This window comes from Bartonella sp. bp_1 (assembly GCF_055808085.1).
Genome location: NZ_CM147851.1, coordinates 922,054 through 936,099, shown reverse-complemented (window position 1 = coordinate 936,099; position 14,046 = coordinate 922,054). Strand labels below are relative to the sequence as shown.

Here is a 14,046-nt window from a genome sequence, read left to right as displayed (position 1 = left end):
CGTAACTCAACCAGCTGATTTTGCAGCAACGAGTTCGTCAATTTTTGCACAAAGGTTTTTCAGTACGAAATATTCGTCTGTAGCAACTTTGCCTTCGTTGACTTCCTGTGTCCACTGTTCAAGCGGGATTTTGATGCCAAAAGCTTTGTCAATTGCAAAGACGATATCGAGAAAATCGAGACTATCAATACCAAGATCGTCAATCGTATGGCTTTCAGGTGTAATGGTGTCACGATCAATTTCGCTGGTTTCAGCAATGATGTCGGCAACTCTATCAAATGTAGAAGACAATTCACTATTCCTTATTTTTGTGTGCGCCTCTGATAACGCATATGAGCACCTATCTAATGGTTTTTGCCGTTAAAAAAAAGGCTTAATCGACAAAAAGCGCCGAAAACGGCGCTTCTCTTTGTTGATAGTCTTAAGGTAACCTTTAAAAGTTACTGCTGAAGCGGTCTCTTTTATTCAAGCCTCATTGATAGGCTTATCTTTTTGCCTTTGTGGCGGGATTTGACGAATCAGTTCTTTGCAGAGATTTCCTGTTGGCTTCCAGAACGGCAAGAGCCGTCATATTGACAACACCACGAGATGTAACCGATGGCGTTAAAATGTGGGCAGGGCGTGTTGGACCTAGCAAGATCGGGCCTACATGCAAGGAATCTGTTATCTGCTTGACGACATTCAAGGTAATATTGGCTGCATCAAGATTAGGGAAAACCAACAGGTTGGCCTCTCCTGTAAGTCGACTATCCGGTAATGAACGTTCACGCAGCAATTGCGAAAGAGCGGCATCCCCATGCATTTCGCCATCACTTTCAATTTCCGGATAACGCTCAGCCAGTATATTGGCTGCCAAGCGCATTTTTTTTGCGCTTGCTGTATCTTTTGAACCAAAATTGGAGTGTGAGAGCAGTGCAACCTTGGGTTCGATGCCAAACCCCTTGATTTCACGGGCGGCAAGCACTGTCATATTGACAATTTCTTCCGCGCTTGGATCAACATTCACATAAGTGTCAGTCAAGAACAGTGTTCCACGTTGTGAAATAAGTAGACTCAAGGCGGAAAAATGACTGACGTTGGGGGCTATGCCGATAATCTGCTCAACCAGCTGCAAGTTGCGTTCAAAACGCCCCCCTAGGCCACAAATCATGGCATCGGCTTCGTCGCGCATCATAGCTAAAGCTGCAATCGCTGTTGTCGAGGTGCGAACGATTGTTTTAGCAACTTCAGGAGTAACACCACGTCTGCCAGTATAATGCAGAAATAAATCAACATAATGACGATAGCGCGGATCATCCTCGGGATTGATCAATTCAAAATCAACGCCTGGTCTAATTTTCAATCCAAAACGTTCAAGTCGTGACAGAACAACAGGCGGACGTCCTATAAGAATAGGCGTTGCTGTTTTATCTTCCAAAACAATTTGCGCTGCCCGCAAGATGCGTTCATCTTCACCATCTGAATAAATGACGCGCTTTCGCTTTGAATCACGGGCAGCCGATATAACAGGTTTCATAATCATGCCTGAACGGAAAACAAAACGGTTCAGGCGATCAAGGTAATTTTCCATATCATCGAGTGGACGCTCGGCGACTCCCGTATCCATAGCGGCCTTTGCAACCGCTGGCGCTATTCGCAGGATAAGACGGGGATCAAAAGGAGAGGGGATAAGATATTCAGGACCAAATTTTACGCTTTCACCCGAATAGGCTTTGGCAACAACATCAGATGTTTCTTCACGGGCCAAAGCTGCAATTGCGTGAACGGCAGCCATTTTCATTTCTTCATTAATCGCTGTTGCCCCGACATCAAGCGCACCACGGAAAATATAAGGGAAACAGATGACGTTATTGACCTGATTGGGGAAGTCTGAACGGCCTGTACAAATCATCGCATCAGGTCTGACAGCACGAGCTTCTTCAGGCATTATTTCCGGTGTTGGATTGGCCAAAGCCATAATGATCGGTTTAGGGGCCATTTTTTCAAGCAATTCGCGCTTGAGTACGCCGCCAGCTGAAAGGCCAAGAAAAACATCAGCTCCATCAATGACTTCAGCCAATGTCCGAGAATCGGTTTTTTGCGCATAAACCGATTTCCAGCGATCCATGAGTGATTCACGGCCTTCATAGACCACGCCTTCAATATCTGTTACCCAGATGTTTTCACGTTTTGCGCCTAATTTAACAAGAAGATTGAGGCAGGCAAGGGCGGCTGCACCCGCGCCAGACGTCACTATTTTGGCTTTTTCGAGTTTTTTTCCAGCAAGATCAATGCCGTTTAGAATACCGGCAGCGACAATAATAGCTGTGCCGTGCTGATCATCATGAAAAACAGGAATTTTCATTGAAGCGCGCAACTTCTCTTCAACTTCAAAGCATTCCGGTGCCTTGATATCTTCAAGATTGATTCCGCCGAATGTGGGTTCCAACGCACCGATACTGGTCACCATATGGTCGATATCCAATGCGTCAATTTCAATATCGAAAACATCGATATTAGCAAATTTCTTAAAAAGAACGGCTTTACCCTCCATGACAGGCTTGGAAGCCAGAGGACCTATATTGCCAAGCCCTAAAACGGCTGTTCCATTGGAGATGACGCCGACAAGATTAGCGCGTGATGTATATCGAGCCGCCAGCGCCGGATTTTCGTGGATTGCTAAACAAGGGGCCGCAACGCCTGGGGAATAGGCAAGAGCCAAGTCCCGTTGGTTTCCTAATGGTGTTGTCGCTTGAATTTCAAGTTTGCCGGGAGTCGGATACTGATGATAGAAAAGTGCTGCTTCTTCAAGTTCACTTGATGCGCTATTTTTTTGTTTGTTCTGTGCCATTAGAAAATCCCAGTTATTTAAAATACGCGATAAGAGGTCATGATCAACAATCAGATAATAGCAAGTTTGTGGCTTGCCTGCTCTGAAGATAAAAATGTTATGACATCACCAATCCCTTTTTTGAAAGAGCAGATAATCTCCAATATCGTTTTATGCAGAATTTCTATGTTTTTATTTATGATCTGAAATAGCTGCATGGACAGAGTCACATAATAGCAAGGTATTGTCGAGTGATTTTAGAATATATTTATTAAAGTCGCAGTAAAATAAATGTAATGAAACCCAATAGAGCAATGTGTTATAAGCCGTTAAGTTTCAAAGTAGTTATGCGGTTAACACTCTCTTAATTTGCGCGAGCGATAATTACATAATGCCCGAATCTGATAGGTAGAGAATGTCATATGATGAAGAAAACAATAAGGAAGAGGGCAGTCTTTTTCCTGTCATCCATCAGGAAACGGCTGATGATACATTGTTGATTCGTCTAACCGGTTATTGGAATACCCATACGGTTCGATTTGTTGATGATGAAATACGTAAGATTGAAACCTATAATGGCAATCGTGTCAGAATAGACATTAGTAGCATTGATATCATGGATACAGCAGGCGCATGGCTTATTGAGCGCTTAGCTGGAACTTTACGCGCACGTGGCCTTGATGTTGCGGTAGATGGCGTAAAAACTTCGTGGAAGTCTCTCCTTAAAACAGTGGGAGAAAGTGTTGGCCGCTTTGACCCTGATAGTCGTCTTGAAAAACTTCCCTTCTATATTCAATGCACCGATTTAATAGGTCGTTTTACTGTTGGTATGGGGCAAGATTTTATTTTGGCCATGCATATTTTAGGCGCAACAATACGTGGCGCCCAAATGAAGGCTGGCAAAAATGCAGGAATCAGCCTTCCTGCCCTTGTTACCCAGATGGATAGAATGGGGGTTGGGGCAATTCCAATCATCATTCTCATGTCTTTTATTGTGGGAGCTATTATAGCTCAACAAGGCGCTTTTCAGCTCCGCTATTTTGGCGCGGAACTCTTTGTTGTCGATCTGGTTGGCATATTGGTTTTTCGAGAATTAGGCGTGTTGTTAACAGCAATTATGATTGCCGGACGCTCAGGAAGTGCGATTACTGCTGAAATCGGCTCTATGAAAATGCGCGAAGAGACTGATGCGCTGACTGTCATCGGCCTCAACCCAATTGGTGTATTGGTTTTTCCACGATTGGTTGCTTTGGCAATTGTTTTGCCGCTTTTGACAGTTGTTGCAGATTTGGCTGCTCTTATTGGTGCTGCTGTCGTTGCTAAACTTTATTCCAATATAGGCTTTGATGCTTTTTTGAATCGTCTTAACGACGCTGTATGGCTAACCACCTATTTCGCCGGTCTCATCAAAGCTCCCTTTATGGCTTTGATTATTGGAATTATAGCCTCTGTTGAAGGCTTGAAAGTTGGTGGTAGTGCTGAATCGCTTGGCCAACGCGTCACATCATCGGTCGTAAAGTCCATATTTATCGTTATTGTGATCGATGGATTCTTTGCTATCTTTTATGCCGCGATCAACTTTTAAAGATGAGAGAATGAAAAAGACACCTTTAAGCGTTATCAAAAAGAATGTGGACGATATTGTTATTTCAGTTCGTGATGTAACGGTTCAATTTGGCAATAAAAAAGTATTGGATGGTCTTAATCTTGATATCCATCGTGGTGAAATTTTAGGTTTTATCGGGCCTTCAGGGGCCGGTAAATCTGTTTTGATGCGCACTATTTTGGGCCTTAATAAAAAAAAATCGGGGCAAATTGAAATTTTTGGTCATAATATTGACCGTGTCAGTGACGCTGAAAAAATCGGTATTGATATGCGAATGGGTGTTCTATTTCAGCATGGAGCCTTGTTTTCAGCGCTCAATGTTCTTGAAAATATTCAGGTGCCTATGCGTGAATATCTTGATCTTTCACCGCGACTTATGAATGAATTGGCGCGTTTGAAGATTGAACTGGTAGGGCTAGATCCTGACACCGCAGAAAAATTTCCATCAGAACTATCAGGTGGCATGATTAAACGTGCAGCTCTGGCTCGTGCGCTCGCTCTTGATCCTGACGTTGTTTTCCTAGATGAGCCGACATCCGGGCTTGATCCTATTGGTGCGGCCGAGTTTGATGAATTGATTGCAGATTTAAGTGATACAATGGGGTTAACAGTCTATATGGTTACTCATGATCTTGATAGCCTTTATGCAATATGTAGTCGCATTGCTGTTTTAGGTGACAAGCGTGTAAAGGTTGAGGGAACTATAGAGGATATGCTAAAGGCAAATGATCCTTGGGTTAAATCATATTTTCAAGGCAAGCGTGCACGCCATATTAATGTATCGGCTATAAATAGAAATGATAATGAGAATTAATGGGTAGACGGTAGGTTAAGGATGGAAACAAAAGCAAATTATGTTTTGGTCGGAATCTTTACTGTTGCTGTAATTATTGCTGCCTTTTGTATTGTCTTTTTTATATCCCGTTTGGGGGAATCAAGTAACCTGAAACCACTGGATGTACGTATCCCCGGTTCTGTTACAGGGCTAGCTGAAAGCAGTCAGGTTTTCTTTAATGGTATTCGTGTTGGGACAGTACGTCGTTTGGTATTAGATGAATCCAATCCGAATATGGTGATTGCAAAAACTGAAATATTAGGTTCGACGCCAATCACCCGCTCAACTGAAGCGACATTGGGGTTCCAAGGTCTGACAGGATTGGCTTTCATTGAGTTAAAGGGGGGATCGCTCCATGAAAGTAATCTTCTTGATGAAGCCGAGCATGACAATGCTGTTGCACGCATCGATGCGGATCCATCGACATTTAATAATCTTTTAGCAACGGCTCAGGATATTTTTGCTCGTGCCAATACTGCTATCGGTGAGCTGGAAGGCTTCATCAAAGACGTACGTGGACCTTTGACAGATACAGTTAAAAATACCAATGCATTCACTCAGACTCTTGCAAACAATCGTGAAGATTTACAACAAATTGTTGGCGAGACCAAAGAGATGATGGGACGTCTGAATACCGCATCTCTTCGCGTTCAAGGGATTATGGATAAGCTGGATGATATGTTATCTCCGGATAATCGTAATAGTATCGTTGTTCAAGCACAGGAGACATTGCGCTCTATCCAGAAAACAACAGATACATTGAATGCCCATATCGGTCCGATTGCTAGCAATCTAGAACGCTTTTCAGGACAAGGGCTCAACAATATAGAGGCTGTTGTAACAGATAGCCGCCGCTCGATTGAACGTATAGAACGGGCTTTAAGTGATCTTGAGAGGAATCCTCAACGTATTATTTGGGGTGGAAGTGGGTCTGTTCCGCAATATGACGGAAGGACAAGACGATAATGGATAAACGTATGGTTTCCAATGCTATTAAACTGACTGTTATATCATTGCCAATTATGCTTGCCGGTTGTGCATCGACAACGCCAAGAGATACCTTTGATCTGACTGCTTCTACCGTGCGTACAGATACCAAAACACATCATAGGAACATACAGATTCTTGTTGCTGTGCCAACGGCTGTCAAAGCTCTTGATGGACAGGATATTGTCATTGGTGGCTCAACAGCATCGATTGAATATCTTAAAGGTGCACAATGGGGAGATAGATTACCGAATCTAGTACAAGCACGTTTTGTACAGGCCTTTGAAAATACAGGGCAGCTTGCTGGCGTCGGACGTCCGGGTGAAGGACTAGCTATTAATTATCAGGTACTATCAGATATTCGGACATTCGGTGTCCAGATAATGAATGGGCAGCGTGTAGCCAAGGTAGAAATCGCTGTGAAAATTATGGACGACCGTAACGGTAGTATTCGTTCTTCCCATATATTTCAGGCCCAACAAGTTGTTACAGGGCAGGGGAATAACCGTTATACGGATGCAATTAACAAAGCTTTTGAAAAGGTTACCATCGAAATGGTGGGGTGGGCGCTTAGCATTCTGTAATAAAAGTATTTTCAGGATAATAAAAAAGGGAGCAAATTGCTCCCTTTTTTATTGGATACGCCCGCTGGCATGGGCAAGCATTGTATAAACTTTGCCGGTATCTGAAGTAAGATAATTACGAACTGCCGCACGGCCATTACCGTTTTGAGAAATATCACGAAGAAGCTTCTCAAAGTCTGCAATATAATCATTAACAGAACGACGGAATTCACCATCAACAGCATACTTATGCTTGATTTTTTCAAATGTGTGTTGTCCTGTCAGGGTGTAAAGACGCTGGGTATAGATATTACGTTGCCCACGCTTGTAATGATCCCACAAATCGACAGCAGCAGCATGATCGATGGCACGAACAATGTCTACGGACAACGAATTTAATGTTTCAACCACATGTGCCGGTGTACGTACTGCCTGAACAGGCCTACGATCATCAAGATCGTCGCGTGAAGCACGAGCCAATAAATCCGATACCCAACCACCGGAACGCTCAGCCTGATTGTCCGTTAACGGCCTTGATAGAATCGGTGTCGCAGCTGTGAATTGTGGTGTTGACATCGTTGCTTTGCTTGGCTGTGCTAAATCGCTCAAACGACCTGACTTTTCAACAATACCGGTCAATTCCTTCAACGCCTTGACTTGTTCGCTGACTGCACGGCGAACGGCTTCCGCCGATTCGCGGGCCTGAGCTGGTAATGTACGAACGCTAGCATTGATATCATTAGATGTGCGAGCCAATTCATTGCGAATTTCATCGGCAGAGTGACGAATTTGATTGGTTGCATTTGTAAAGCGTTGCACTGCATCACTTACCAGACCGCCAAGCGTATTTTCGATTTCGGAGGTCGACTGAAGTGTATTCTCTTGTGTTGTTGCTAATGCCTGCGTGATCATCTGCTCATAATGACTGATGACATTGGAAATCTCAGATGATTTTTCTGAAAGAGCTTGTGTCAGCATTTGGAGGGATTGTTCACGCTGTTGGATCGTTTCGTGAAAACTATTCTGTGTATTATCAATAAGATGGGCAGCGCTGTTAAGAGCTTGCGCATGTTCATTAAAATGCTGAGTGATCTGGCCTAGTTGTGATAATGTATACTCCGATACCCCCTGTAAAGCTTGAATGTTGCTATTTAATAAATTGCTGGATGAAGTAAGGCTTTCAGAGGCTTGTCCGACATTTTGATAGAAAATATTGGCGGCCTCGCTAAAGCGTCCGTCAACATCCTGAACCCCAGACAAAAGATGCTGTGTACTATTTTGTATATTACCGAGCGATTGCTCAATCTGTATTAATACATGCCCTACATTTTCATTAAGGCTGCCATTTACTGCATTAACTGCATTGATGGTTTCATCTGCACGCTGACTGAAAGCCGACATTAAAGCTTCATTTTCAGCATTCAATCGCTCTTGTGCCTGTTGGGCGGCACTGGTCAACTGTGCGCCAAACTGTTCGGCCATCGTTCCAAGACTTTGTGTTGTTTGGGCAGCAGCCTGATTAAGGTTTTCTGCAAGAGAACCAATTTGTTGCACATGATTATATAATTGATCACCATTCGTCTGATTGATTTCAACCAATCTCTGGCCAATATGCTCTACTTTGCCGCTCAAGTCAGTATCAATCTGTTGAACGGTTTGTTGAAGAACCTCTGCACGGTCGGCAAGGCGCTGCTCGATGACTGACGCTGCATCTATAACAGAATTGGTAACATGTTCACCGGCTGATACAATCATACGACTTGCATCTTCTGCATGTCTGGTCATAGCATCAGAAACATCTGTCAAACGAGACTGGATTTCGCCAGCGATACGATCGCTGCCTGTCTCAATTGAAATATTGGCACGTGCAATATTGCTTTCAAATTCACTTACAACCTTACCAAGCTTGCCTTCAATTTGAATAATAACCTCATCAGCCTTTTGGGCTTCTGTCTTAAAGCTTCCTGTCGCCTCACTAATGCGTTCGCGCAGTTTTTGGGCAAGGTTGATAGCGCCTGTCTCTAATGTAGTACGCACATTATCAACACCTGTTTCAAGCGCTTTCTGCATTGTAGCCGTGCGTTCTTCAAGGACAGATGTCTGTTCACTAAACGTTGTCTCAAGCTGTTTAAAGGAAACAAGATGAGTGGCAAAAGTTTCCTTGAGCATTGCACTGTTTTCCGCAACAGCCTTATCGACAATTTCTGCCTGCTTAGTCAACGCATCGCCAAATTGTAGATCGCCTTGAGAAATTAAATCACGTATACGCTCGACACGCTCTTCCAGAACATTTGCTTGATTTTTCATTACATCGTTCAACGCATCATTGCATTGATTGAAGGTATCCATATGTTTGCTAACGTTATTTTCAAAGACCTGTGACAATGCACCGCCGACTTCTTGAATGTCATCTTTAAGTTTGGACTTAGTTTCATCGACAAGATTCACAAATTCATTGCGCCCATCTGTGAATGTGTTTGCAATATCACGTGTGCGTTCTTTAAGCGTTTCGTTGATTTGCTTGGCGCAGTCTTCAAGAACTTGTCCGAGTTTTTCTGTGTTACCTTCAAGGGATTGTGCACGTGCAATGAAAGAATGAATGATTGAATTGCTCTTCTCCCCGAGGGATGAATCCATTTCCTTCAGTCGGTTTTCAAAATTCTCTATCGCCTGAGTTGTGGCCACATCAAAATGAGCGCTCAAGTCATCAGAACGTTGCCCCAGCTGGGTAATCTTTTCTTCAAAAGCTGCTATAGATTGGTTGCTACGATCAACAATAGCATCATCAATCTTAGAAAAAGTACTCTCAAAAGAAGATAGGGCCTGCTCCGCGCTTGCACCCAGCTTGTCGGCAACATTTAATGCTTTTTGTTCTATATCTTCAAGAGATACGGAAAGCGAATTATTCAAACGATCATTGCTTTCAGCAATAGACGTTTGCACAGAAAGCAACCGCTCATCAAACTTGTCAAAGAGCGTGCGATTTTGTGATTCTATGTTAGAAGTCGACTCTTCGACGCGTTGAGCTAAAGACTGCGTCACATTTTCACCAACATTATTCAATCGTTCAACCAATTGATTACCGCTCTCATTCAGTGTGTCTGAAAGGGTGCTAGCCATAGCATTGACATTTGAGGCCATGTTGGCAGTAACAGAGCCAAATTCTTCTGTGAGTTGATTTTGTGTATTGCGAATTGTTGTTTTTACACGATCTGCATGCCCCAAAATCGCTTCACGCTCATTGGTAAGTTCACGGATTAGGCCATGAATTCGCGCTTCATTCTCAGAATAAGCACGTTCGAGATTATTAACTTCTCCCTGAACAATTGCTTCAAGCTCAGCTGCGCGCGATAATGTTCTTTCAATTCCTTCGCTCATCGCAGCAACTTCTTGGCGGACAGTTGCGCCCATGCGTACGATTTCTGCTTCGTCAGATGTCCGTGGGTTACCCAAATTTTGAGCAGCATCGCTAATTGCGCTCATCATGGATTTCAGTTCTGCTGCACGCTTGTAAAGCTGCGCAAAGCCCCAGAACATCATAATAGGAACAGCTGTTCCTGCAGCAACACCTACACCGACAGGAGATGACAAAAAGGTGCCAATACCGCTCAAGGATGCCAACGAGGTCGAGGAAAGGGCGGAGGCAACAGCAGCACCACCCGCAGCCCACAGAACACTCAAGGCTGTTGTATTGCGATATGTCTTAGACAGTTTCTGTTTAATTGATGTTGTATGCAACTTTGTTGTGCGGTCATCATTGGCTGGACGCAATGGCATGGTAACCATTGAATCGCGAACGGTTCCACCAACTGTCGAAGCCGGAGCGGCAGCCGGTTGTTTGTTAAATAGTTCGGCTGCGACAGATTCATCCACAACAGTTGCATTTACTGCATTGTCAAATTGCTGGGCACCTTCAACGGCAGTCTCTTCGGTTGCCATGGCAATTTGCTGTGCCAAATCGTCAAGATCAATCAGATTTTCAGTATTTATATCGTCAGACAAGCCGAGGGACGTGTCATCAAAGTCAAAGTCCAACGCTTCTTCAAGCGCTTCTTCGACCTCGAGCTCGATCTTTTGTTCCTTGGTTCTACGTGCCATTTTCGCCTCATGCTTTACGATATATGTAGACAATCGGAATTATAAATTGTCAGAACTTATGTTCTTATCTTAACTGTTAATCTTTTAGAAAGGAATATATTCCGGGTCAAAGTGGCGAGAGTTTGAAGATAAAGTTAACGCGCCAATCGACCGCCCATCTATTTCTTTGTAAAAACATTTTATATCAATTAATTAGGTGTTTTTTTTAATGTACTTTATTGAGTTTGTGTCCGAACAGGATAAAACAAGAAAAACTGTTGATGCACAGATAGGTGTATCAATTATGGAAAATGCCGTCACCAATCATATCAAAGGCATTCTTGCCGAATGTGGCGGGGCATGTTCATGTGCAACTTGCCATGTCCATATTGATAGCGTGTGGCGGAACCTATTGCCGGCTCCAACAATGATGGAGTTGGACATGTTGGATTTTGCCTTTGATATCAACGAAAATTCACGTCTTGCTTGCCAGATCATTATGACAGAAGCGCTTGATGGTATTGTTATCAATGTACCGGCAAAACAAGGCTAACTTTTTGGTTTTGGGTTTAAGTTCTGCAATCGGTAGACTAGCAAACGTGTAAAACGGCGTTCAAAATTTTTAGCCTCAATCTGATCAAAACGTTTCTGGGCTTCATCATGATGCGCTAATATTTTCATCGCAGTAAGATCAATGTCCTGCTTTAATCGCGTACAATCTTTGCGATAGGGCAGAGAGCGGATATGTCTCTCAATTTTACTGGCATGTTCGCGTGCAATGACAACATGACTTTCTTCATGTCGTTTGATATCGCGCGACAAAACATCCCATATTAGAGCCAGTTCCTTTGACTTTGTTATTGAGCGCTGTTTCCATTTAGGTATTTTGATATCTGCTTGTATATCAACACGGACAGCTTTGACCTTACAATAACGTCCCTCTTGTTGTATCTCGACATGAGGATCAAAGCGAAGTTCGGTAGCTCCGGGATGGTGGCTTCCTGTGCTTTTTAGATACGGCCCGTTTCGGGTAAGTGAATGGTCCAATTCAGCGGCAGTTCTGCCTGAAATCGTATAATAATGATACTTTTTGTATATTTTAGCAGCATGGGCCTGCACGGATAAAGCAACCAAAGCAACGCCAATGGCAATAAGACGAAAAATAATTGAATTCATATCAAATCCCGAATTGTAGTCTTTTTTCACTATTGGTATGTTTGCGTTGCAATTTCATTCCAAATCATTTCAATTCATCATAATCAAGATATCGGGCAGGATAAAGCCTTTCAGAGAAAAAAACGGAGAATTGAATGGCACTATGGAAGCTGGCTCATCACAAGGAAATCGATCTGTCCGGTCATGCCATTTTAATGGGCATTCTCAATGTTACACCGGATTCCTTTTCTGATGGTGGTCGTTATAAAAACATTGAAGAGATCATTGATTCCGCGCGCTATATGTTTGACCAAGGGGCGGCCATTATTGATGTGGGCGCTGAATCTACCCGCCCGAATGGATACCAGATTTCAGCAGAAGAAGAACAAAAACGCTTGCTGCCGGTACTGGAAAGACTATCAGCCATTCATGACATGATTATTTCGGTTGATACGTACCGTGCCCAGACTGCGCGTTTGGCGATTGAGGCCGGCGCACATATTATAAATGATGTATGGGGATTACAAAAAGAACCGGAAATTGCCGATATATGTGCAGCCTATAATGCCGGTCTTGTGATCATGCATACAGGACGAGAACGTGAAGTTCATCCTGATGTCATTGAAGATCAGAAATTGTTCCTTGATAAATCTCTTGCTATTGCAAGATCGGCGGGGGTTAAAAGTGAACAAATTGTGCTGGATCCGGGTTTCGGTTTTGCCAAGGAATATAAGGATAATCTTGAACTGATGCGACGGGCCGCTGAGCTAAAACAATTCGGCTTTCCTCTTCTTGCTGGCACATCGCGCAAGCGTTTTGTCGGTGCGCTTACAGGCCGGGACGAGCCGGTTCTGCGTGATGTAGGAACAGCTTCAACATCTGTTATACTGCGGCTTTCAGGTTTTAAAATCTTTCGTGTCCATAATGTAGCGTTTAATAAAGATGCCCTTAATGTTGTTGATGCTATGATGGATAACAGCAATGAAATCTAAAACGGCCGCCTTTTTAGGGTTGGGGGGCAATTTGGATAATACAGCCCAAATCATGCACGATGCTCTTTCCCATCTTGAGCAAAATGTTGATTGTCAGGTTCTTGCTGTTTCTTCCTTATATCGCACACCACCATGGGGGCATGTAACAGATCAACCGGATTTTCTTAATATTTGTTGCAAAATCACAACAACACTAGAGCCCGATTCACTTCTGGCTTTATGTCTTGCTATTGAGAAGAACCATAAGCGTGAACGCCTTGTCCGTTGGGGGCCGCGTACATTGGATATCGATATTCTCTATATGGAAGCCTATCCGCGTTATCAATCTGAAACTGTTACCTTGCCACATCCCCGCCTTTTCGAACGCGGTTTTGTCCTTTATCCCTTGTGTGAGATTGCAGGAAAATTAAAAATTGAAAATCGCAGTATTTTGGACTGGACCCGAATGCTCAATGATGATGCCGAAATTGTGAAGATAGAGCAGGGGGAAGATTGGTGGAAAAAACAACATTGATATTTTATAGATGACGACAATGGAAAAAAGCGCTAAAGACGCTTTCCGAACAAGCAATTTCCCAATAAAGGGTTAGGAAAACGCATGCGTTTCTTTATTAAAACCAGTATCATTGCAACGGCATCTATCTGTGTCCTTTCTGCCTGTACGATGACAAATCCGTCACGCCGCTCAGGTGTTATACTGCCATCATTCAACATTACGCAAAACAATGTTGATCCTGATATGGCCAATGCCTGTATTGTATCGGCAGCCAACAAATATTATTTGCCAACACGTGTCATCCATGCAGTTGATTCTCGTACTCAAAATGATGGTTCAAATGTTGTTATTCTGAAAGTAGATGTACGTGATGCACAATGTGTTATCGGAGCAAATGGCGTAGTACGCTCTGTTGTTGATACATCGCCTAAAAGTGCCGACCAGTTAGAGGCCGAGGCAAAGGCTGCAAAAGATGCTGCAGCAAAAGCAGCCGTCAAAACAGCGACCAAACCGGCAGGCTAAATAT

The 14,046-nt window shown here is 43.4% G+C and carries 12 protein-coding genes; 8 read left to right on the top strand and 4 right to left on the bottom strand.

From position 1 onward, the window contains the following. Nucleotides 1–6: 6 nt before the first annotated feature. Nucleotides 7–291 (bottom strand): acyl carrier protein, encoded by a 285-nt coding sequence (locus tag ACYZ97_RS04610; protein WP_473300302.1) that lies wholly within the window; start codon nucleotides 289–291, stop codon nucleotides 7–9. A gap of 193 nt (nucleotides 292–484) precedes the next feature. Beyond that, nucleotides 485–2,830: an NADP-dependent malic enzyme gene (locus tag ACYZ97_RS04605; protein WP_473300301.1), complete on the bottom strand. Its 2,346-nt coding sequence runs from the start codon at nucleotides 2,828–2,830 to the stop codon at nucleotides 485–487. Between the two features lie 394 nt (nucleotides 2,831–3,224). On the opposite strand from ACYZ97_RS04605, the gene ACYZ97_RS04600 reads away from it, so the two are divergent. From ACYZ97_RS04600 to ACYZ97_RS04585, 4 genes are read left to right on the top strand one after another with little or no spacing between them, the layout of a single operon-like run. Beyond that, on the top strand, nucleotides 3,225–4,394 hold the full coding sequence (locus ACYZ97_RS04600; RefSeq protein WP_473300300.1) for an MlaE family lipid ABC transporter permease subunit: 1,170 nt from the start codon (nucleotides 3,225–3,227) through the stop codon (nucleotides 4,392–4,394). 10 nt (nucleotides 4,395–4,404) lie between these two features. Next, nucleotides 4,405–5,229 (top strand): ABC transporter ATP-binding protein, encoded by an 825-nt coding sequence (locus ACYZ97_RS04595; protein WP_473300299.1) that lies wholly within the window; start codon nucleotides 4,405–4,407, stop codon nucleotides 5,227–5,229. Between the two features lie 21 nt (nucleotides 5,230–5,250). Next, nucleotides 5,251–6,216, top strand: coding sequence for an MlaD family protein (locus tag ACYZ97_RS04590; RefSeq protein WP_473300298.1), 966 nt, complete (start codon nucleotides 5,251–5,253; stop codon nucleotides 6,214–6,216). Then, on the top strand, nucleotides 6,216–6,821 hold the full coding sequence (locus tag ACYZ97_RS04585) for an ABC-type transport auxiliary lipoprotein family protein (RefSeq protein ID WP_473300297.1): 606 nt from the start codon (nucleotides 6,216–6,218) through the stop codon (nucleotides 6,819–6,821). The genes ACYZ97_RS04590 and ACYZ97_RS04585 overlap by 1 nt, the downstream gene beginning before the upstream one ends. Before the next feature lie 48 nt (nucleotides 6,822–6,869). Here ACYZ97_RS04585 and ACYZ97_RS04580 read toward each other — a convergent pair whose 3' ends face one another. After that, entirely contained in the window at nucleotides 6,870–10,898 is a 4,029-nt protein-coding gene (locus ACYZ97_RS04580) for an apolipoprotein A-IV repeat region-like domain-containing protein (protein WP_473300296.1), read from the bottom strand. 208 nt (nucleotides 10,899–11,106) lie between these two features. Between ACYZ97_RS04580 and ACYZ97_RS04575 the strand changes: the two genes are divergently transcribed. After that, nucleotides 11,107–11,430, top strand: coding sequence for a 2Fe-2S iron-sulfur cluster-binding protein (locus ACYZ97_RS04575; protein WP_473300295.1), 324 nt, complete (start codon nucleotides 11,107–11,109; stop codon nucleotides 11,428–11,430). Here the strand turns inward: ACYZ97_RS04575 and ACYZ97_RS04570 are convergent. Then, the gene (locus ACYZ97_RS04570; RefSeq protein ID WP_473300294.1) at nucleotides 11,427–12,053 is read right to left on the bottom strand and encodes a DUF922 domain-containing Zn-dependent protease; all 627 of its coding nucleotides are present in this window, start codon (nucleotides 12,051–12,053) and stop codon (nucleotides 11,427–11,429) included. The two genes, ACYZ97_RS04575 and ACYZ97_RS04570, sit on opposite strands and share 4 nt — an antisense overlap. Before the next feature lie 134 nt (nucleotides 12,054–12,187). Between ACYZ97_RS04570 and folP the strand changes: the two genes are divergently transcribed. From folP to ACYZ97_RS04555, 3 genes are all read left to right on the top strand, one after another. Beyond that, nucleotides 12,188–13,024: a dihydropteroate synthase gene (gene folP / locus ACYZ97_RS04565; RefSeq protein ID WP_473300293.1), complete on the top strand. Its 837-nt coding sequence runs from the start codon at nucleotides 12,188–12,190 to the stop codon at nucleotides 13,022–13,024. Beyond that, nucleotides 13,014–13,538 carry a 2-amino-4-hydroxy-6-hydroxymethyldihydropteridine diphosphokinase gene (gene folK, locus ACYZ97_RS04560; RefSeq protein ID WP_473300292.1) on the top strand — a complete coding sequence of 175 codons (525 nt, stop codon included), beginning with the start codon at nucleotides 13,014–13,016 and terminating at the stop codon, nucleotides 13,536–13,538. Before folP ends, folK begins: the two co-directional genes overlap by 11 nt. 84 nt (nucleotides 13,539–13,622) lie before the next feature. After that, nucleotides 13,623–14,042: a hypothetical protein gene (locus ACYZ97_RS04555; RefSeq protein ID WP_473300291.1), complete on the top strand. Its 420-nt coding sequence runs from the start codon at nucleotides 13,623–13,625 to the stop codon at nucleotides 14,040–14,042. Nucleotides 14,043–14,046 lie beyond the last annotated feature (4 nt).